At 37.6% G+C, this 20923-nt stretch carries 23 protein-coding genes; 14 read left to right on the plus strand and 9 right to left on the minus strand.

Annotated features, from left to right (window positions below):
• Nucleotides 1-71: 71 nt before the first annotated feature.
• Complete coding sequence (locus ABMA78_RS10490) at nt 72-2375, minus strand: RND family transporter (RefSeq protein ID WP_392859891.1); 2304 nt, start codon at nt 2373-2375, stop codon at nt 72-74.
• 186 nt (nt 2376-2561) lie between these two features.
• Nucleotides 2562-3119, minus strand: a complete 558-nt coding sequence (locus ABMA78_RS10495) for a pentapeptide repeat-containing protein (RefSeq protein ID WP_392859892.1) — start codon at nt 3117-3119, stop codon at nt 2562-2564.
• Between the two features lie 100 nt (nt 3120-3219).
• On the opposite strand from ABMA78_RS10495, the gene ABMA78_RS10500 reads away from it, so the two are divergent.
• Genes ABMA78_RS10500 through ABMA78_RS10515 form a run of 4 tightly spaced genes read left to right on the plus strand, consistent with a single transcriptional unit; the run spans nt 3220 to nt 7184 of the window.
• Nucleotides 3220-4113, plus strand: a complete 894-nt coding sequence (locus tag ABMA78_RS10500) for a LysR family transcriptional regulator (RefSeq protein ID WP_392859894.1) — start codon at nt 3220-3222, stop codon at nt 4111-4113.
• A 42-nt stretch (nt 4114-4155) separates the two neighbouring features.
• Nucleotides 4156-6060: a hypothetical protein gene (locus ABMA78_RS10505; protein ID WP_392859895.1), complete on the plus strand. Its 1905-nt coding sequence runs from the start codon at nt 4156-4158 to the stop codon at nt 6058-6060.
• 3 nt (nt 6061-6063) lie between these two features.
• Entirely contained in the window at nt 6064-6666 is a 603-nt protein-coding gene (gene pdxH, locus ABMA78_RS10510; RefSeq protein WP_392859897.1) for a pyridoxamine 5'-phosphate oxidase, read from the plus strand.
• Nucleotides 6639-7184 (plus strand): hypothetical protein, encoded by a 546-nt coding sequence (locus ABMA78_RS10515; RefSeq protein ID WP_392859898.1) that lies wholly within the window; start codon nt 6639-6641, stop codon nt 7182-7184. The genes pdxH and ABMA78_RS10515 overlap by 28 nt, the downstream gene beginning before the upstream one ends.
• On the opposite strand, the gene ABMA78_RS10520 is transcribed toward ABMA78_RS10515, so the two are convergent.
• Nucleotides 7174-7566, minus strand: coding sequence for a hypothetical protein (locus tag ABMA78_RS10520; protein ID WP_392859899.1), 393 nt, complete (start codon nt 7564-7566; stop codon nt 7174-7176). The genes ABMA78_RS10515 and ABMA78_RS10520 overlap by 11 nt on opposite strands.
• Before the next feature lie 103 nt (nt 7567-7669).
• Here ABMA78_RS10520 and ABMA78_RS10525 point away from each other — a divergent pair, with 103 nt between their 5' ends.
• Nucleotides 7670-7927: a hypothetical protein gene (locus ABMA78_RS10525; protein ID WP_392859900.1), complete on the plus strand. Its 258-nt coding sequence runs from the start codon at nt 7670-7672 to the stop codon at nt 7925-7927.
• Between the two features lie 16 nt (nt 7928-7943).
• Here the strand turns inward: ABMA78_RS10525 and ABMA78_RS10530 are convergent, their stop codons facing one another.
• Complete coding sequence (locus ABMA78_RS10530; protein WP_392859902.1) at nt 7944-8519, minus strand: superoxide dismutase; 576 nt, start codon at nt 8517-8519, stop codon at nt 7944-7946.
• A gap of 168 nt (nt 8520-8687) precedes the next feature.
• Between ABMA78_RS10530 and ABMA78_RS10535 the strand changes: the two genes are divergently transcribed.
• From ABMA78_RS10535 to ABMA78_RS10560, 6 genes are all read left to right on the plus strand, one after another.
• Nucleotides 8688-9644, plus strand: coding sequence for a hypothetical protein (locus ABMA78_RS10535; protein WP_392859904.1), 957 nt, complete (start codon nt 8688-8690; stop codon nt 9642-9644).
• A 162-nt stretch (nt 9645-9806) separates the two neighbouring features.
• A complete protein-coding gene (locus tag ABMA78_RS10540; RefSeq protein WP_103218032.1) occupies nt 9807-10289 on the plus strand; it encodes an NADH-quinone oxidoreductase subunit B in 483 nt (160 codons plus the stop codon).
• Nucleotides 10282-10917 (plus strand): NADH-quinone oxidoreductase subunit C, encoded by a 636-nt coding sequence (locus tag ABMA78_RS10545; RefSeq protein ID WP_392859906.1) that lies wholly within the window; start codon nt 10282-10284, stop codon nt 10915-10917. Before ABMA78_RS10540 ends, ABMA78_RS10545 begins: the two co-directional genes overlap by 8 nt.
• 21 nt (nt 10918-10938) lie before the next feature.
• Nucleotides 10939-12084 carry an NADH-quinone oxidoreductase subunit D gene (locus tag ABMA78_RS10550; RefSeq protein ID WP_103218030.1) on the plus strand — a complete coding sequence of 382 codons (1146 nt, stop codon included), beginning with the start codon at nt 10939-10941 and terminating at the stop codon, nt 12082-12084.
• Nucleotides 12081-12599 carry a 4Fe-4S binding protein gene (locus tag ABMA78_RS10555; RefSeq protein ID WP_392859908.1) on the plus strand — a complete coding sequence of 173 codons (519 nt, stop codon included), beginning with the start codon at nt 12081-12083 and terminating at the stop codon, nt 12597-12599. Before ABMA78_RS10550 ends, ABMA78_RS10555 begins: the two co-directional genes overlap by 4 nt.
• Nucleotides 12600-12794: 195 nt before the next feature.
• Complete coding sequence (locus ABMA78_RS10560) at nt 12795-13316, plus strand: hypothetical protein (protein WP_392859909.1); 522 nt, start codon at nt 12795-12797, stop codon at nt 13314-13316.
• Nucleotides 13317-13328: 12 nt separating this feature from the next.
• Here the strand turns inward: ABMA78_RS10560 and ABMA78_RS10565 are convergent, their stop codons facing one another.
• From ABMA78_RS10565 to ABMA78_RS10580, 4 genes are all read right to left on the minus strand, one after another.
• Nucleotides 13329-14048, minus strand: coding sequence for a lysophospholipid acyltransferase family protein (locus ABMA78_RS10565; RefSeq protein ID WP_392859911.1), 720 nt, complete (start codon nt 14046-14048; stop codon nt 13329-13331).
• 76 nt (nt 14049-14124) lie between these two features.
• A complete protein-coding gene (locus tag ABMA78_RS10570) occupies nt 14125-14571 on the minus strand; it encodes a DMT family transporter (protein WP_392859913.1) in 447 nt (148 codons plus the stop codon).
• A gap of 13 nt (nt 14572-14584) precedes the next feature.
• Nucleotides 14585-15802: a class I SAM-dependent rRNA methyltransferase gene (locus ABMA78_RS10575; protein WP_392859914.1), complete on the minus strand. Its 1218-nt coding sequence runs from the start codon at nt 15800-15802 to the stop codon at nt 14585-14587.
• A 2-nt stretch (nt 15803-15804) separates the two neighbouring features.
• Nucleotides 15805-16095 carry a hypothetical protein gene (locus ABMA78_RS10580; RefSeq protein WP_392859916.1) on the minus strand — a complete coding sequence of 97 codons (291 nt, stop codon included), beginning with the start codon at nt 16093-16095 and terminating at the stop codon, nt 15805-15807.
• 52 nt (nt 16096-16147) lie between these two features.
• On the opposite strand from ABMA78_RS10580, the gene ABMA78_RS10585 reads away from it, so the two are divergent.
• From ABMA78_RS10585 to ABMA78_RS10595, 3 genes are all read left to right on the plus strand, one after another.
• Complete coding sequence (locus ABMA78_RS10585; protein ID WP_392859918.1) at nt 16148-17008, plus strand: hypothetical protein; 861 nt, start codon at nt 16148-16150, stop codon at nt 17006-17008.
• An 81-nt stretch (nt 17009-17089) separates the two neighbouring features.
• Nucleotides 17090-18775, plus strand: a complete 1686-nt coding sequence (ettA, locus tag ABMA78_RS10590; protein WP_392859919.1) for an energy-dependent translational throttle protein EttA — start codon at nt 17090-17092, stop codon at nt 18773-18775.
• Nucleotides 18776-18779: 4 nt separating this feature from the next.
• Entirely contained in the window at nt 18780-19820 is a 1041-nt protein-coding gene (locus tag ABMA78_RS10595) for an aspartate kinase (protein ID WP_392859921.1), read from the plus strand.
• Here the strand turns inward: ABMA78_RS10595 and ABMA78_RS10600 are convergent.
• Nucleotides 19750-20916, minus strand: a complete 1167-nt coding sequence (locus ABMA78_RS10600; RefSeq protein WP_392859923.1) for an ATPase, T2SS/T4P/T4SS family — start codon at nt 20914-20916, stop codon at nt 19750-19752. The genes ABMA78_RS10595 and ABMA78_RS10600 overlap by 71 nt on opposite strands.
• Nucleotides 20917-20923: the final 7 nt, after the last annotated feature.

The following is a 20923-nucleotide window of genomic DNA, read 5'->3' on the forward strand; positions in this document are numbered from 1 at the left end:
CAAAATATGTCCATGCTTATAGCAATTTTAAGCTCGTAAGTTAAGACATATGATGAGGACCTACGTATTTTCTATACTTTAGCAGTATCAGTCTCAACTTTTGAGCTCTTTAAACTCAGTAATGCAGCAGGTAAGATCACTAAGTCGGCCAAAAGGGCAAGAGTTAGGATCACTGAACAGTAAACTCCAAATTTCTGGTTTGGCACAAAGTCACCGAGGTAAAAGAGTCCAAAGGCAATTGTTAGCATTGTCGTTGTTAATGCTAGGGCCTTTCCAGTTTGGTGCATTGTTGATGCAAGCGCATCGTGGCCATTCATGCCTTGAAGTATTTTTAACTTATAATTTGAAATAAAGTGAATCGTATCATCAACTGCAATACCTAAGCAGACAGCAAAGACGATAACGTTACCAATATTTAACTCATCTCCTGCAAAGTACATAATTCCCGCGGCCACAGACAGTGGGAAGACATTTGGGATTAGAGAAAGCATTGCTAACTTAAAGTCTTTGAAAACAAATAAGATAATGAGGAAGATAATAGGCAGTGAAATACTCATCGAAGTTAGAAGAGTATTTACAACTAGATCATTAACTCGGTTATAGATCGGTGATTGCCCGGCCTCATAGATCTTAATCCCAATTTCATCGGCCTTCTTTAAGATTTTATCTGTTTTAGCAATGGCCGCTGTTGAGTCATTTACATCCCACATAACGAGGACTCGGAAGCGACGATTATCAAGTGATAGCTGATTTTTTAGATCAAGCCCTTGCGGTAGCCCAAGAGTGTAGAGGAAGAGTTGGTCTGCCACTGCACGGCGTGTCTCAGGGATTGCATAGAATTCCTCATTATCACTATGAAGGGTTTTATTCATTTGCTTCACAATGTCTAAGATTGAACTTACGCGAATAATCTTTTCATCTTTAAGCATCCACTGAACTAGCTCTTCCGACTTCTTTAAGAATGCTGGGTCTTTTACACCTTCAGGCTTTTCTGAGTCAAAAACAAGTTCGATCATTCTCGATCCACCAAACTCCTTTCTAACCATATTGAAGGCCTGTTTAACTGGAGTATGCTCATCAAAGTACTCAATTGGATCAGCATTAATATAATTTTGCATCCCAAAGTAAATTGAAGCAATTGTGATTATTGGAGTGAGAATATTAATAATTACCTTATGCTTTTCCGCAAACATAAAGATACCATCGAATGCATGGAATTTATCGTCACGGTCGCCAACTTTAAAATGAACCTTTGTAAGAAGTGCTCCTAGGAAGAAGTAAGTGTAGAACCATGCTATACAAGTTCCGATTCCCGAAAGAATCCCTAGGTTATAAATTGGCTTAATATCAGTAGAAGTAAGAGAGAAGAATCCAATCGCAGTTGTTAGTGTTGTCAGTAGCGTTGGAATAAAGTTCTTCTTTAGAGCTGCAATAGCTGCATCGTGCTCATTCATGCGATCAAAAATATAGAAGTGTCTATAGGTGATTAAGATGTGAATCGAGTCAGCAAGACCAATGGCGATTAAGATCGCTGGGAGTGCTGCAATGATACTTGAAAGCTCAATTCCTAAATGCCCTTCAATTCCAAATGTCGTAATAATGGCAAGACCTACGAGGGAGAATGGTAGAACAATCCCTAAAATATTTCTAAAGAATAAGAAGAGGATAAGAGAAAGAACCCCAACAACGATTGGGAAGACAACCATCATGTCTCGATCTGATGCTCTTTGTAGTGATTCGTTGATAAAAGAAATCCCACCAAGGTAGAACTTCACTCCTTCAGTTTTATTGTACTTTTCAAGTAGTGCTTCAGTATCAACTACAACCTGGTCATAAGGAGGTGTTCCCTCAAAGGTATCAAGAAAGGCCCTAATATATGTAAAGCGCCCTGATTTAGAAATGATTGAGTTTACAAGCATGCGATCGTTTGTTGCGTGCTCTTTTTTAAATTTTAAATTCTCCGGTGTTAACTCAACTTCCTCATCTAAGAAAGGTGTAATGAAAATATCATCATCTTCTGATTCAATTGAGTTGTGATTCGTTAAACTTTCAACGCGAACAATATGTTTGATTTGCCACAAATCTTGAGTGATATCTTGAATTGTTTTAATGGTGTTTTCATCAAAGAGGCCATCTTCTTTATAGACCATGATGTCGATGGTATCTGAACTACCAAAAATTCCCTCGTGCTCCTTAAGATCTAGTAAGCGTTGATCATGATCCATTAGCCAACCCTTAACAGAGTAGTTTGCATGGATTTTCGGTAGACCTGAGCTTATAGCGATAAAGAAGATAAATGAAATTAGAAGACAAGTTTTAGTGTGGTCGACGATATACTTCGCGACTCTTTCTGCAAGTGAGTGAACACGTTTCATATAATTCATTTCCTTTGAAGTTTTCACTAACACTATATTAAGTTTTGTAAAGAAAGGCTAAGAATTTTGGGGAGAGATGATAAGAAATACTTGGTTGATGTAGACGCTCTAGCAAAATAGTGTCGATACTCTCAACGTGTTCGAGAGTGAACATTGTAAGCTAGAGCGTTTGTCTAAAGTTAGGCCTTATTGGATTCCAACGAAATCCATTCCTAACTTAGAAATGGCATTCTCTTTTAAGAATGGCATTTTTGTATTGATATTAAATTTAGCACCTTTAAGGTTACAGTTGATAAAGATTGTTCCCGTTAAATCAACATTAGAGAAGTCACATCCGTTAAGGTTACAACTTTTAAAAGTAACACCTCTTAGGTTTGCCCATCTTAAACTTGTCGCCGCAAGATCACACTCATCAAATGTGCTATCTTCTAAGTTTGTACACTCTAAGCTCACGTCTTTCAGATTGATTCTCTTAAAACGATTCTTTGCAAGGTTTGACCAAGTGAAGTCAACACCCTCGTAATTTGAGTTGTTGTGCTTTGCATATTTGATATTACATTTTCTAAGGTCACTCTCATTTAAGTCTGAGTGGCGAATATTGATTTTATCTAGCATTGAGTTATCAAAAGAACTTTTCTCAAGCTTAGAGGCACTGATTAATCGTAAGTTATCAACATTCCTAAGATTGATACGATTCTCATTTTGTTTTTTGATTGCTGTAAACATCGTGTTTTGCGTCGTCATTTTCATCCTCTTTGTAAAACTAGTAAGATAGTAGCGATTTTATTTAGCTATATTAAGTCAATTGTTTGTAAATTCGGAATTTCCGAACTATTGTGTTCTCATGAATTGGAATCATCTCTATTGTTTTTATGAAGCTGCAAAGCACAAATCTGTTAAGAAGGCCGCTGAAAAAATGGGCCTTGCTTCATCAACTGTAAGTGAGCAGATCAAAAAGCTTGAACAAAATTACGGTGTGCAACTTTTCGAAAGAAAGGTTAGGGAGATCGTTTTAACAAAAAAAGGTGAGGAGGTTTATTCACATGCTAAGGGTGTTTTCTCAAATGGGATGCGCCTTGTTGATAATTTAACACCTCATGATGACGGTGGTTATGATGTGACTTTCTCAATTGAGTCACATCTCGAGTCTCCAAATATTGCTGCGGTATTAGCGGATTATTACTCTGCCTATAGTGACTTCGGCCATACCATCACAAAGCGCTCAAAAAACTTCTCTCAAACAATGTACTATCTTGAAAATGATACAGTCGATGTCGCCATTAGCGATAAGAAGCTCTCTAACGAATTATATGAGAATTACCTTGTTGCCCAAAACCAGCTTCGCTTCTACGTAAACACAGCTGTTGCTGCTAAATATCGCGATTTACCATTTGAGAAACTAGTAAAAAAGCTACCTATTGGCTTTCTTTCATCTGATGAGAAAATGATTGTTAATGCGAAGCAAGTTCTCAAAGAACAGAAGGTTTACCTAAAGGAAGCATTCTTCAGTGAGCACCTTTATTACTTGTCGACTTTGGCACAGAGAGGGGAGATCGTTCTTGCTGCAATTGGTAATGATTCAATCTTTCAGGAGTTATACTGCCTTGGGCCTCAACATGATATTAGCGTTCCAACATACGCAATTCTTAAAAAGCAAAATGAGAACCTACTCTTTGCTAGGAAATTAAAAGATTTATTAATGGTTGATATCGACGCTAATCAGCTAAATCTGCATTAAATTCTATTTGCCGACCTGTTTAAAACTAGTTAGCATTTATCGATGAAAAATTATTCCCTTATTAAATCCATTGCAATGACAATACTTGTCTCTATGTCTCTTCATATGCCTCTTGAGACTAGAGCAGAAGATATTGGTTTTCTTAAAGATGGAAAGATTAAAGATATTATCGTTAGAGAGATTGCTAACCTTAACTTGTCGACAACAGTAAAATTACTAGACTGGGACAAGATCAAAGGTGTTGGTGTCGGATTAAAATACGGCTATGAGATGACTCCTTCATATTTGAAGGGGAAGTTTGCTCGTGTTGATGAGTGGAGTTTCAATCGTCACGTAAACCCAGGCTCGTATATTGATGCCGTGACGCCAATTAATTTAACATTCTCTAAAAATGACCGCGTAACTTTTATTCGCCACTTCGATGATCAAAAGAAAGCAATTCTTGCGATACCATATTCAATTAATAAGCTTCCTTATAATGCTGAAAGTACACTCAAGAGATTGGCCATTGGAGACTTCGTTAGTATTCCTGCTCAGATGACTCTAAATTTTGGAATTAGTGCAGCGTACGGTTACGGGGATATTATTGATGCCGGCGCTTTTGCCAATGTTATTACAAGTGGTAATTACAATATTAATATTTATCGTATGGACGAAAGTAAGGTTCGCCTAAAGATTGTGACAAGAACATCGACGGAGGCCAAAACTGGCGCCAAGGTAAAGAGTGATTTCTTTGTTGCTCTTGTCGAAAAAGTAAATGCACCAGATTTTGTCTCTAAAAACTTTCAACTAAAGTTACTAGAATATAACCTAGGTCGAGGAATCGGTGAGCAGTATGTTCTGGATTATATCTTTGATCTAAGCCTTCCTCACGCAAGAGAGGCCTTTGATCGAATCATTAAGCCTAAGTACAAATTAGATACTGATAAGATGATCGGCCAATATACAGGTCGTAAGTATATTGAAGAGAAACTTATTTCTGACTTTAGTCTAGCAAATGAAATCGCTACATTTGGAACTGGTGTAAAACTGCTCTTTCAAGGTTTCAATGAATATAAATTCAAGCGCAGAGGTTTTAAGTTAGGAGTCTTCATCAGTGACGTTGATTATGATTGGACATATTACAAGAACCATATCTCGATCTTAAACGGCCCTGATGTTGGAGAGTACTTCTTTCCAAATAAAGTTTACAAGTACAGTGAAGAGTTCAATATCCTAATTCACAAAAGAAGAGATAAGATTGAAGAGTCGTACTTTTCTTTCATTCCAAAGGATAGAGTAACTGAAACTTCAGTTGATTTTGGAACAAATTATATTAGAAAGGATCGATACTTTACACGTGGTGAGTGGAAATCGACAAAGAAGAAGATTAAGGCATTGGTTCCCCAATTCATCTTCTCAAAGATCGATTTTCAAGAGCTTGATACAGTAAAGACGAATATCACGACAGAGGTTAAGTACCGTCTTGTCTTAAGAAAAGAGATCTTCGAATATATTAAAGATGTTCCTCTAGATCGTATTATTGATGAAGTGAATAAGATTAAAAAGGATCGTGGTTACCGTGTTGTTTCGCAAAATGGAAAGGGAAGGCACTTTATTAGTAAGATCTTTTTCTGGCAAAGGGCCCATACGCGCCATGTTGCTAAGAGAATTCAGAGAATTCTTAATTCTGAAGTCGATAATATCTATACAAAACTCGAAAAGGTGATCGATAACATCGACAAGAATAACTTTCGTAAGTATTTTTATCGTGTTGTGCAAAGTCTTGTTCCAATTGATGATCTGCCAAACTTAATGTTTTTTAAGTTGGATATTTTAGGAAACCGTACTCAGCCTGTTCATTTTAATTATGGTGAGCATGAGTTCCCTAAGATTTATTATGAAATCCTCGATATTAACCGCGACTTTCACGACTCAAAGAGAGACTTTCAAATTATTACGGAGTAGGGTGTGAGTGATTACAAAGAATTTTTAGGTGACTATAAAGAATCTCCTGTTGAGATTTTTGAGACATGGTTTAAAGAAGCAGTGGCCAAGGAAGAAAATGGGCCTGCATTTATTCTTTCTACAGTCGATGAGTCAGGACAACCAAATGCTAGAACACTTCTCTTAAAGGAAGTTGTCGATAATAGGCCACTATTTTTTACGAATTATAATTCAGTAAAGGCCCAGGAAATTACTGCAAATCCTAATGTGGCCATGACCTTCTATTGGCATCGCCTTGGAAGACAGGTCAGAATTAGGGGCTCAATTTCAAAATGCGATGTTGAAGTATCAAAGAATTATTTTCAATCTCGTGCTCATGAGAGTCAGGTTGCTAGCTCTATTTCTAATCAGTCTTCACCAATTGAAGATCGTCAGAAGTTAGTACAAGAGTACAATGAAGGGCTTGAGCGCTATAAAGAAGAAGTCCCGTATCCAGAGAATTGGGGTGGTTACTTAGTCGATATTAAAGAAATAACATTCTTCATTTACGGAGAGTTCCGCTTAAATGATCGCTTTCAATTTGTTAAAAAAGGTAATGAGTGGCAATCTCTAAGACTTTATCCATAATTATATTTTCAATTTTACTCTTTACCTCTAAGGCAAATGCCTCTGAGTTATATGCAGGTGGTGGTGCCTCATTAAGTGGTGTTATCTCAGAAACTGATTATTACAATGGAGCAACGGCGATCTTTCCTTCTGCAAATTTTGGAATGAAGTTTGGTGCCCTTGCTCTTGAAGGCTTCTTTAGAACAGGAACTCTTTCTAATGATCATGAAGGCTTTAAGATTGATCTAGAAACAAATCAATTCGGCGTTATGCTTCGTCTCTCTCCTGAAGAGTGGCTTGATATGAATCTTGGTGGACATTGGACAATGGTTGAGGGGAGCTCTTCTGTTTATAACGGACAAGTGCTCACAGGCCTTGTGAATCGAACATATAGTTCTGTTATTTTTGGTATGGGTTTCAATATTCCATTTTCAAATCAATTAAGAGTTCGCACAGATATGAATTACTACGCAGGAAAAGAGATCTTTTCGATTTTTCAATTTGATATTTCTATCGTTTATAGCTTTCTTACTTTTTAGAATCCTTACTTGCTGGAAGTCTTCCACTTTCTCTCGTGATGTACTTGGCAAGCTCAGGTGTAACGAGACCATTCTTATCGAGTGCTTTTGCTAGTTTGTCGTTACCTGTTTTAAGAGTGTAGATATGTTGCTTGGCCTGCTGGTTTGCAGAGACAAGGCTTTGCATATTATTGAGTGCCGCTTGGTACTCATCTTTTATACCTTTAATTTTTTCTTTCTGATACGCAACTTGTTGTCTTAAGTTAGCGATCTCCACTGCCTGACTAATTTGAGCATTTAGATTCTTTTCATATTGAATTGCATCTTGGTCCTTATATTCACGTCCAGCTTTAATTGTGAAAGCGATTAGAACAAGTAAGTTAGCGACAATAATTCTTTTCATAAATATCTCCATTATTCTATGTACCTATCGACATAATAAAAAAAATCATTAATATTTTTCGAAAACATCCGAAATAATAAGTACTTATACTTTGGGGAAGAGAATGTTTTTGATTGATGTAAATTTATTTGAAGATGAGTTCTACCTTTTACCTGTTGAGCAGAGGAAAGGGGACCAATATAAAATCCAGTGCCATTCAATTGAATCGGCAAAATTATTGCAGGAAACGCTAGGGCAGATCAAGCATCTGCATCCTACTAAAGATAAGTCTCGTTTCAAACTCTTGAGAAGAGAGAAGCAATTTGGTTTTGAAGTGAAAGTTTTAGGTTATATCGAAGAAGAAGAAAAAAAGGCCTCATAAGAGGCCTTTCGTTTTATTAAAGATTTGAGTTAACGAAATCCCAGTTAACTAGCTTCCAGAAAGCTTCGATATATGAAGGACGAGCATTTCTGTAATCAACGTAGTAAGCGTGTTCCCATACGTCAATTGTCATTAGAGCAGTGTGACCATCTGTCATTGGAGTTTGAGCATCGTCAGTGTTAACGATCTCTAGCTCTCCACTTTTAGTCTTAACTAGCCAAGTCCAACCTGAAGCAAAGTTAGTTGCTGCTGAGTTTGAGAATTCTTCTTTGAACTTATCAAATGATCCCCATTTTGCGTTGATAGCGTCAGCTACTGCACCAGTTGCTTCACCACCTGCGTTTGGAGCAAGACAGTTCCAGTAAAAAGTGTGGTTCCATACTTGAGCAGCATTGTTAAATAGGCCACCAGTTGACTTCATGATGATTTCTTCAAGAGTCATATTTTCGAATTCAGTACCTGGAATCGCAGCGTTTAGCTTTGTTACGTATGCATTGTGGTGCTTTCCGTAGTGGTACTCAATTGTTTCAGCTGAGATATGAGGTGCTAGAGCATCCTTTGCCCATGGTAGTTCTGGAAGTTTATGTTCCATTCTTTTCTCCTTAATTCTAGATTCTTATAATGTTTTTTGAACAGCTCCATTCTAATGCGTTTGTTCTTTAAGTGCAAAACGCATTAAGTTATAGAAATTATTTTTGCCTTTTTGAAATTCTCCTCAAATTTTACTCAAGAATTTGGCCCAGATGTCGATTTTAAGTTAATGCATTTTCGACGTCATCTACCTACATTTACTCTGTCAATTTTAACTGTTTACCTAGTGGCATTTAGTGCAAATGCGAGCAGCTGGGGACAACGTGGTGGAGTAATTCACTCGGCCACTGACAAGTATAGTGGAAATTGGCGCAAGCTTAGTTCGACCCAAGAGGGTAGCATTGAGCAATTAATTGAAATCGTCTCAACCTCAAAGCTTGGGATTCAGTTAATTGATAAGGCACGTTTAAGGGCCGCTAAGGATCGTAAGCGACTCGAAGAAGTTATTGATAGTGGTGATGCTTCTGTGACGGATACGACCCTCGTAAGAAAGTTCAATCCAAGCTCACCTGAAAGCGTGCGCTTTGAGACAAGATCCAAGGTTTATATTGATAAGTCTCATTCAACAAAGAATGCCGTCTTAGACCTTATTCACGAGTTAACTCACTATATCTATAAGAAGCCATTTAATCCTTATTTAAGTGATTTCTCTGTTTCCACTTTCTTAAGTGATACGATTCAGGGAAAGGGTGGAGAGGTTGATGCCTTTTTGGTTGAGTGTCGAATCGGGCGCGAAATTTATGGGCTTAAAGCGATCTCACCACAATGCCTAAATATTTTAGATGGAGAGGAGTTCTCAAGAGAGCTTGCTGTAAAGGAATTTTATAAATTGGGGGCACATTATGACCAGTTTAAGCATGCAGTAAACAAATTAGGTATCTCTCATGAAGTGGTTGAGCATAGCTCGAGCGAAGACTCTAGCCTCATCTCATCGGCCTGGTCTAAGCCATATCCAGTAGCTGTTATTGAGGAGTTTGAGACTATCATGACCAAGGTCTGTCAAAATGACCTTAAGCGTATGACCTATCTAAAAGAGAGCCAGGGCCGCTCAATAGCGAGCGCCAATAAGAACGTCGGTCAGGCAGAATCTAAGTTTAATGCTAGATGTCGTTCATATTTAGACTAAATTTTATTGACGACTGAACTCAATAATGTCTCTATGCACCAACGTTTCCATACAAAAAACTCTCTTTTTTCCTCGGCTTTAATTGACTACAAAGCTAAGCATTGGTAATTTATAACCTAAGAATTTCATAATTTTATACATCTATAAAAAGGATTGCTGGCAATGCAAGATAGTGTTGTTTTATTAAAACTTGATGACTTCCTTAACTGGGGAAGAAAGAACTCTCTATGGCCAATGACGTTTGGTCTTGCTTGTTGTGCTATTGAAATGATGGCAACTGGTGGATCTAAGTATGACTTAGAAAGATTTGGTTGTGGTGCTTTCATGGCGACACCAAGACGTGCGGACTTAATGATTGTTGCAGGTACTGTAACTCTTAAAATGGCCCCAAGAATTAAGACTCTTTACGAACAAATGGCCGAGCCGAAATATGTTATTTCGATGGGTTCATGTGCTAACAAAGGTGGGCCTTACTGGCAACACGGTTACCACGTTCTAAAAGGTGTTGATGAGATCGTACCTGTTGACGTTTACGTACCAGGTTGTCCTCCAAGACCAGAGGCCCTAATCGAAGGTTTAATGACACTTCAAAAGAAAGTTGCCAACGAAAGACTTCTTAAAGATAAGTGGGTGAAGCATGCTTAATGAATTAGTAACTTTTATTAATGATAAAGTTAGTGGTGCAAATGCTTCTTTAATTGAAAATGAAGCAGGTGATAAGCCAATCTTAGTTGATGCTTCAAAAATTAAAGACGTTTGTTATGCACTAAGAGATAGCTCTGAATATCAATTCAACGTACTTCAAGTTGTATCAGGTGTTGATTACGAAAATGAAATCGAAGTTAACTATATGCTGGCTTCATTCATTACAAACTCTGATGATGTAATAATCAAAGTTAAACTTCCAAAAGCAAACAAAGATGATGTTCCAAAGATTGATTCTGTTTGTGATGTTTGGAAGTCAGCTAACTTCTTAGAGAGAGAAGTTTACGATATGAATGGTGTTGAATTTGTTGGACACCCAGATCATAGAAGAATTCTTTGTCCTGAAGATTGGGAAGGTTTCCCACTTCGTAAAGACTACGAAGTTCAAAAAGCTTGGCAAGGTTTCGAAGTAAATCCTGAACATAAAATGAATATTACAGATCATGAGTTCTTTGCTAAGGCAAGAATTGATGCTGCTGAACCAAAGAAAATCTCTGGTTCATGGGATGGAAAGATTTCTACTGATTTAGAGGCAGCTCTAAATAAGAAGATGGAAGAAGCTAAATAATTAATTTTAAGGATATTTTTAATGGAAGATAATACATTAAAACAAGAACAAGAAGCCTTACATACTGATCTACTGACAGTAAATATGGGGCCTCAGCACCCTGCCACTCACGGGGTTTTACGTGTTGAGATTAAAACAGATTCTGAAATCGTTGTTGAAGCGACTCCATACCTAGGTTACCTACACCGTTGTATGGAAAAGCACAGCGAGAACTTAGACTATCGTGGGATTATTCCTTTCACTGACCGTATGGACTATCTTGGTGCTATGGGAATGGAATGGGGTTATGTTCACGGTGTAGAAAAAATGCTTGGAACTGAAGTTCCTGAAAGAGCAGAGTATATCAGAATCATCGTTGCGGAACTTCAAAGAATCGCATCTCACTTAATGTACTTTGGTACTTACGCAATCGACCTTGGGGCCTTCACTCCATTCTTATACGCTTTCCAAGATAGAGAGCAAATTCTAAGAATCTTTGAAGAGCTTTCAGGTGCCAGACTACTATACAATTACATTTGGATTGGTGGTGTTTGGAATGATATTAATGACGATCAACTTCGTCGTATCGATCAATTCTGTACAACGATGGAAGAAAGCATGAAGAAGTACCACGACCTAGTTGGTATGAATGCTATCTTCCGTAACAGAACTGCTAATGTTGGTATCGTTACTCCTGAGATGGCCTACGAGTATGGTGCAACAGGTGCTGTTCTTCGTGGTTCAGGTGTTGAATGGGATCTTCGTAAGAAGAAGCCATATGGTTACTACGATAAATTCGATTTTGATGTTGTTACTGGTAAAGGTGAAATGGGAACTGTTGGTGACTGTTGGGATCGTTACTATGTACGTGTATTCGAAATCTTTGAATCAATTAAAATCCTTCGCCAAGCTCTTGATGGAATTGAAGCTGGACCTGTTATGGGGAAAGTTCCAAAGATCATTAAGCTGCCAAAAGGTGAGATTTATACAAAAACTGAGTGTCCACGTGGAGAGCTTGGTTACCACATCGTTTCAGATGGTGGAAAAACTCCTTATAGAGTTAAAGTTAAGTCTTCATGTTTTACACACACTTCAATGCTACCTGAGCTTGGAAAAGGTCAGATGATCGCAGACTTCGTTGCTACGATCGGAAGTATTGATATTGTACTAGGAGAGGTTGACCGATGAGCACTCAAGCAACTTACCAAGCAGGTGAGCAACTAACATTAGGAAAATGGTTTAAGAATATCTGGACTGGAATTAGAACAGTTACTAAAGGTCTAGGGATTACTTTTAAATATGTGTACGGTGTAAAGCCTGTAACAATTGAATATCCAGAAGTAAGAGAAGAGCTTCCAAAGAACTCTCGTTCACGTCTATTTAACGACGTTGAAAACTGTATTTCTTGTTACCAGTGTGCAACTGCTTGTCCAGTTGACTGTATCTACATTACAGCTGTTAGAAGAGAAAAAGATGCTCCAGCACTTAAGACAAGTGGTGGAACGCCAATCAAGTTAGATCTTCTTCAATACACTATCGACACAGCTCTATGCTGTTACTGTGGTCTTTGTACTACTGTTTGTCCAACTGAGTGTCTAACTCACACGACAGACTACGAATTCTCTCAATATACTCTTGATGAGATGAAGTACGATTACCTTGCACCAGATATCAAAAAATGGCGTGAAAGAATAGTAAAGTAGAAATAATAAAAGGCTCCTAACGGAGCCTTTTTTTATGTCTGCGAAGGCAGGGGCCGAGAGCAGGCTCATATCCAGAAAGGACGCTATGTCGTCACTTCAATAGACACTGTTTAAGATATTTACAACCTAACTGCTTAATATCCCGTAAGATTCTTGGCACATAAAGTGCATCTATATATGTATCTGGAGGGAATGATGAAAACAATTCTTAAAGTTACAATTGCACTATTTATTGCTCTTAATGCTTTTTCATATCAGCAAATTTTTGCAACTTCAGGTGATTTAAAAATTAGAAGCCAGTATCACGGCGATCAAGATATTAGATCAATTAGAGTTTTTGGTGATACAGTAAGTGCTTACTCAAAGGATACAAACGGTAGAGATTACAATGATGTTCTTTTTAAGGTCACAAAGGAATATGCACAGTACAAGGAATTCCTATTTGATATTCTAGAAAAAGGTGACTTCGTTATCCTTCCAAATCAAACAGGAAAGATTGAAGATTTAAAAATAATTTATAAAGGTAAGCAGTACAGCTTTATTGAAGCAGCACTTTTCTTAAATAGAAAAGATCTTTGTGGCCTGGGGATGGAATGTCCGACAAGTAATGCCGCTATAAATGATGGAAGAAGAACAACTGCACCAGGTACACAAGGCCCATTAAGAAGAGCAGATGCTAGAAAAGTTGATTACATGACAAGAGTAAATATCTTCTAATAAGAGGAAAGATTAAGATAATTCTTCAGCTAATTTATTAATATGGGCAAGCATTCTTTCACGAGTCTTGTCCATAAGGTCTCCAATATCATCCATCGTCATTCCCTCCGTCGAAATTGGCTCAAGAGCTTCAATGATAACTTTTCCAGGCCTAAGCTTTCTAAGATCAAAAGATTTCTCATATTCAGAAAAAACGACAGGGTAAATTGGGAGTTGTCCCTGGATGGCAACAACAAATGGACCTTTCTTAAATGGTAGAAGTCCACGTCCTTTAGAGCGAGTTCCTTCCGGCATAATCCATACATTGCAATTATCTTCTTTAATTGTTCGTGCAACTTCGGCCATTGCTCGCCAGGCCTTTTTGCGATTTGTACGATTAATTAAAATATTACCTGCTAGATAATACATTTGCCCAAAGATAGGAATCCAAACGAGAGATTGTTTTCCTAGTGATACTGTTCGTCTCGGTAGTGCCGGCCCAACAAAGAAGATATCGAGGTTGGATTGGTGGTTAGAGATAATGACTGAATTTCTAACGTCTTTGTGGTCTTTCTTCACTCTTGCATCAATTTTAATATGTAAGAATAGACGAGTTAGCCACGAGTAATAGTTTGCAATAAGGTATGTATTTCCTCGATTCGCTGGGCGAAACATACAGATTGGAATCCAGATTAGTGTTCCAATAACTAAAAATAGTCCAGCGATGAATAGACGAAAATACATTAAAAGCATTTTTACTTTATAGCATAGGATTTATCTGTGTCAGACTACAAAATGAAAGTGTGTTAACGCTATTTATAAGTAACTGTTAAAACAGTGTAATTAATAGCACTGAGCCAATTGCCATCAAGATTCCTAGTCCTTTTGGCACAGTTAGAGAGATGTTTTCAACGAACACATCCCATAGAACACTTGTCACCATTTGTGCTGCAATAAGCCCAACTGTTGTTTTAACAGCGCCAACTTCATAGATTCCAATTGGAAGACCAACAACAAAGAGAAAACCAAAGAAGCCAGGAATGACATACCACCACTTAAACTGGAACTCTTTCAAGCGAACGAATTCTGGAAAAAATTCTGGATTATGTTTAACGAAAAAGAAGAAACAAATACAAACAACTAGAGTAACAAAATTTCCTAGGAGGGCCATCCATGTAAGGCCAATATCATTTGTCATTAATCGGTTGAGGGCACCTTGAAGAATTCCAATGCAACCAATAAATAGGGGAACGATTATTGCTAGGTTATTTGTCATCTACTCTTATCCTTTATTTCTTTAGAAGTGTTAATCCCTTAAGGTAGTCGCCTTCAATAAAGCCCTTGAGAGATGGACAATCACCAGTAAGCTTAAGTGATCCAGTGATACTAATCTTACGGTTGCCAATATATTCTTTGATTTTATTTTCAAATTTCTTGCGTGTAATAGAATGTGTATTTAAAAAGATATGTGCCTTTCCACCCTTATTTAAAATCATATCAAATAGAGGAATCATATCCTTGTATGCATCAATAGCTTTTGAAACTTTCTTTCCATCACTTGATGCACTTGGAGGGTCACAAATGATTAAATCAAACTTACGACCTTCGGCCTTAAACTTTTCAAGGGCCTTAATTGTTGGCATACAAAGTGACTCATGATTTTCACTCATTTCGTTAAGCACTAAATTTTCTTGAAGCCAATCAAGGTACTTTTGCGAGAGGTCTACACTTGTTACATCTGTTGCGCCTTGCTTAAGAGCAAAGAGAGAGTATGCACCTGTATAGCTATAAAGGTTAAGAACACTCTTTCCATCAAAGTCATCTTTCACACGATCTCTAATGGCCGCCATATCTGTATAGATACCAATATCATAGAATTGGTTAAGCTTAATTTGGTACTTAACACCAAACTCTTCTATAAGAAAGTTATCTTCTTTAAGTTGTTTATTAGTCGCACAGTAGAATTCTTTCTTGCGCTTAAGGTTTCTCTTTTGAACCCAAACCGTATCTTTAGGGTAGAAGTCTTTTACAATTTTTAGAACATCATTTTCAAAGTGGTTCCAAAAGTTTGCATAGAATTGAATTAAGATTCTATCCTTTAAACGTATAATGAATAGTCCTGGGAGATAATCTGACTCACCAAAAGCTAGGTAGTAATTTTCTCGGTTGTCGATATTACCACGTGCCTCAAAACTTGCTTGCATACGCTCACGTAATTCAAAGTAGAATTCCTTTGGGCCTAGGTGAGAAGAGCCTTCTCCAATCCTCCAAATTCTAGCGAGAACACTGTCATGAGTAGGATCATTAAGCATAACAACAAATTTGGCATCGTCATTCTTAACTTCATCAAGCTTTGCTGTAATAAAAGGAGATCCCTTTGGAAACTTCAGAGAATATTTATCTTTTGTAATCCAAGGATGACCTTTGAAGATATATTTAACACTGGCAGGGTGTAGTTCTACCCTAGGTGTGCGAATGCGTGGACGACCTGCGGTTTTCTTGTTCATTGTTACTTTTCTTTTTCTAACTTTATACGGTATTGAAGGTTATTCTCTAATAAGAGAAGAAGTTTATTCGTAATCTCAAAGGGATTTGAGAGTTCAAGAACACCAAATTCTTGTAAACGAAATTTTGTTTCAAGATCCATATCACGGTACGGATCAAAATTTTGGCAAAAGAGTTGTAGCTCTTCTAATAGCTCATCATTGAGATAGAAATCAGGATGATCAATATCTTCTGATTGCTGTTCAAAAGCATGCTTTTCATTTCGAATGTGAAATAACTCTTCTTTATTTTCCATGGGATATTGTTATTTCAGATACATAGCGTTACGTCAAGATAGGAGGTCTATTTTGGCAATTTTATCTTTTCTATCTATTTCACTTATCGCTCTTTTCATCCCCGCAGAAAGTCTAATCGAAAGGTTTAACTTATTGAAATTTCGAATGCGCTCAGAGTATCAAAGAGGTAAGGACTTATTAATTGAAGTGTCGCAACTTAATCTGATGGGAGATCTAACGCAACTATCAAATTATAAGTTCTACGACTCACTAGTATGTGAAATAGCTCAGATTGCAAAAGAATTTGGCGCTGCAACAAGTCGTACTCTCGCAAAAATGCGCCACGCCCTTTCTAATGACCTGCAAATTGAGAAAAAGGTCTCAGGTACAATCAACGAAACCCTCTTTCAATTTCTTATGGCCATGGGCCTTACATTTGCTCTCAATATCTTCGCAACCAATATACTTGGGTTAAAGACTGATTACTTTTTTCTGGCCTTGGCCTTCCTCTATAATATGATGGGTGTCGTTAGCTTCATTTTATTGATTAAAAAATTAAAGCATAAATTCCTCGCACCAATAAGCAAGATTTTAAATTCCTATCTTATCTTTAAACTAATGTACGACGTAGGGACTCCCATAAATCAACTTGTCCATCGTTCAGCAATCAACTCAATTGTTGAGATGAAGCAAGACTTGGCAAAGGACTTATTTCGAAGGCTGTCGGCCCTTATTGAAATGAAAAAGCACCAAGGAGCAGATATTTGCGAAGACCTTGAATCAATTGAAATTAATCTGTGGGATGACTATCGAAGTGAAAATGAAGTTTTTTTACAACGATTAAAGATATTCAAGTTTGCATGGCTTGTGGTCTTCTTCTTTGTGCCTTATGTCGCAAACTTTTTCCGCCTAATAAGTCATTTAAATCTTTAAGCTTGTGAGCAGTTATAATTGATATTCTATCGTTTTGTAGGTACTTTATTTAGGTAATAAAAAAACAAATGGAGTCAGCTAATGGCCTATCAAAATGATAAGCAAATTATTTATTCAATGAATCGTGTTGGGAAAGTTTATAAACAAAAGCACGTTCTAAAAAATATCTCACTTTCTTATTTCTATGGAGCTAAGATCGGTGTTCTAGGTCTTAACGGTGCTGGTAAATCAACACTTCTTAAGATCATGGCAGGGCTTGATCAAGACCACTTAGGTGAAACTCACTTAGCAAAGAATTATTCAGTTGGATACCTTGAGCAGGAGCCAAAGTTAGATCCAGAGTTAACTGTTAGAGAAGTTGTACAACAGGGTTGCCAGGAGACAGTTGATCTTCTCGCAAAGTTTGATGAGATTTCTGCAAAGTTTGCAGAACCTATGTCAGATGACGAAATGAATGACTTATTAGATAAGCAGGCCAAGCTTCAGGATAAACTTGATGCAGCTGATGCTTGGACACTTGATAACCAACTTGACCTTGCAATGGAAGCACTAAATTGTCCTCCATCAGAAGCTAAGTGTGGAAACCTTTCAGGTGGAGAAAAGAGAAGGGTAGCACTATGTCGCTTACTTCTTCAAAAACCAGATATTCTATTACTAGATGAGCCGACAAACCACCTTGATGCAGAAACTGTTTGGTGGTTAGAAAGACACCTTCAACAATATAAAGGAACTGTAATTGCCGTAACACACGACCGTTACTTCCTAGATAATGTTGCTGGATGGATTCTAGAACTTGACCGTGGACAAGGGATTCCTTTTGAAGGGAATTACACTGGTTGGCTAGAAACAAAAGCAAAACGTCTTGCTCAAGAAGAAAAGACTGAGTCTAAGAGACAAAAGGCCATGAAGGAAGAGCTTGAGTGGATTCGCTCTAACCCTAAGGCACGTCAGGCGAAGTCAAAAGCTCGTATCAAAAATTATGAGGAAAGAGCAAAGATTTCAAGTGAGAAGAGAAATGAAACAAATGATCTCTTCATTCCTGCAGGACCTCGTCTTGGTAATAAGGTAATTGAAGCACATGGTGTTTCAAAAGCATTTGATGATAAATTACTTTATGAAAACTTAGAGTTCTCTCTTCCTCCTGGTGGGATCGTTGGTATTATCGGTCCAAACGGTGCTGGTAAGACAACATTATTTAAAATGATTACTGGTCAAGAACAACCAACTTCAGGAACTTTTGATGTTGGTGATACTGTTAAGCTTGCTTACGTTGATCAAGGGCGTGATCTGGATCCAGAGAAAACAATCTATGATGTTGTTGCTGATGGAACTGAATTCATCAATGTTGGTGGCCAAGAAGTAAACTCTCGTGCCTATATCGCTAAATTCAACTTCTCTGGTGAAGACCAGAAGAAGAAAGTTTCTGAGCTTTCAGGTGGTGAGAGAAACCGTGTTCACCTTGCAAAAGTTCTTAAAGAAGGTGGAAATGTTCTCCTTCTGGATGAGCCAACAAACGACCTTGATGTAAATACACTACAGGCCCTAGAAAAGGCCCTGGTTGATTATGCTGGTTGTGCGGTTATCATTTCCCACGACCGTTTCTTCCTAGACCGTCTTGCTACACATATCCTTGCCTTTGAAGGTGATGGTAAAGTTGTGTGGTTTGAAGGTAACTTTGATGAGTACGAAGAAGATAAGAGAAAGCGTCTTGGCGATGCTGCTCTTAATCCTAAACGTTATACATACAAGAAGTTAACAAGAGACTAAAAACTTGAGAAGTGTATATAAATTTGGTGGCAGCTCTATTAAAAGTGCTGCTGCCATTAAGCAGATTGCAGACTTAATCCTAGCATGTCCAAATGATGCACTAGTTGTACTATCTGCAACCTATAATTCAACTAACGAACTTGAATCAATTTATTTTAAGGAAGACTCCGCTTCATTAGTTGAGGCCTTTTTCCAAAAACATAAAGTGATCGTTGATGAACTAGAGCTTTCCGTTGATCTCTCTAATTTTAAAAAAGAATTATTAGGTTATCTTACACTTCCTAAATCGAGTGCCACTCTTGACTCTATCTACAGTATTGGAGAACGAATTTCGACTTCGATTCTTGCAAGCTATCTTGAGCAACAGGGCAGAGAGGTCTTTCATGCTGATGCTCGTGATTATATTGTCACAAATCAAAATTTTAATGAGGCCAAGGTACTCTTTAAGAATACGAAGGCAAATTGCAATGAATTAAATAAGTACTCGCTAGTTATCACTCAGGGCTTTATTGCTCGAACAACTGATGGCCAGACGTCAACTCTAGGCCGTGAAGGCTCTGACTATTCTGCTGCAATCTTTGCTTGGGCACTTGATGATGTACAAGAACTTGTGATTTGGAAGGATGTAAAAGGTGTCTATGGACATGACCCTAAGGTGCTGACTAATGCTCCACTCATTCACAATCTTAGTTATCGCCAAACAAAACTTCTAACAAATAAAGGAGCTAAGATTCTTTTTCACAGAACGATGAATCCTTTGATTGAAGCTAATCTTCCTCTTATCGTTAAAAGTGTATTTTACCCAAACGAGGCCGGAAGCTGTATTAGCGATGCCAAAGAAGATCACTTCTGTGCAATCTCAACGGAAAAAGACGAAGCCTCTCGAAACTTTATCACTGTTTTTGGGCTTGCTCTTGAAGAGGCCAAGCTACTTAATAAGTCTTTCCAGCTAGACGAGAATAATGACGATTACTTTACGCTAGAAGTTGATGGCCAAGATCTTCGTGAGTGGATAGACCTTTTTGGTGATCAGCTATTTTCTTAGTTTTTGAATAAAGCGTTGAATAAATTGGACGATCTGCTTCACTACCGTGAACTTCGATAATTTCTTTTACTTCTTTATTTTCAATAAAAACGACATGATCAACGCTTTGACAAATAAGCCTTAGGATTTGATCAAAGTCGATCCCATTTTTACTCTCTGAAAAAATCGAAAATAATGTAGTTAATCTTAGGAGAGTATCTTTTGCATTATTGGCGTGAATGGTACTCATCATTCCTTTGTGTCCAGTATTCATGGCCAATAGGAATGGAATAACTTCACTCGATCTAATCTCACCCAGAATAATCCTCTTGGGTGACATCCTAAGAGCATAGCTACAATAGTCCTTTAGACTTTTTCCTTCACTTGGGTGTGAAAGTAGGTGAGTTGAGTGTGAGATATCACCATCTATTTCAGCGACATCTTCAATGATGACGTGATGTTCACCTTCTTGGCATAATGATTTACAGGCCCTTAGAAAACTAGTTTTCCCACTGGCCGTGGAGCCAGCAATAACAATGTTTTTGTAATTGGAAATAAGCTCTGTCATGAGATTCTGTGCATCCTTATCTTCAGTGAAATTTGAAACTTTAAAATTCTCTTGTGAGTGAACTCGTAGAAATGCCTTTGCTTGTGACTTAGGTGAAAGGCATGGGTGGGTAAGACTGATACGAAGATCAATTTCATTGCCACTTATTACTCGCGTATCTTTAAATGAGGCAAATGGTGTGTTGAAGCTCCAGTCAATACTTAGCTTCTGAGTAAGAAAGACGAGGCTTAGAACAAAATCCTCATTACTTAGAAATTCAACTTTTAGATTTAGGTTATCTTGCTTATGAACTTCGATATCACTAGGAGAGTGAATGATAAACTCGTTTGCATCATAAAGGTTTAAAAGGTCGTCAATATAGCTTTGATGGTAAACCTTATTAAACCAATCCTTGATGTCTTCTAGGTTTGAGATGTCTTTTTCTTGCAGATTATTTCTTTCTAAGGTCTCTAAAATAATTTCTTCAAAGTTTAAGTGAATCGTCTTTTTCGACTTTTCTGTGAGAAGCATTTTGAATTCACTGAAGAAGTATTGGTTAATTTGTGACATGTATTTT

The sequence above is a fragment of the Halobacteriovorax sp. RZ-2 genome, from assembly GCF_043196685.1.
GTDB lineage: Bacteria > Bdellovibrionota > Bacteriovoracia > Bacteriovoracales > Bacteriovoracaceae > Halobacteriovorax_A.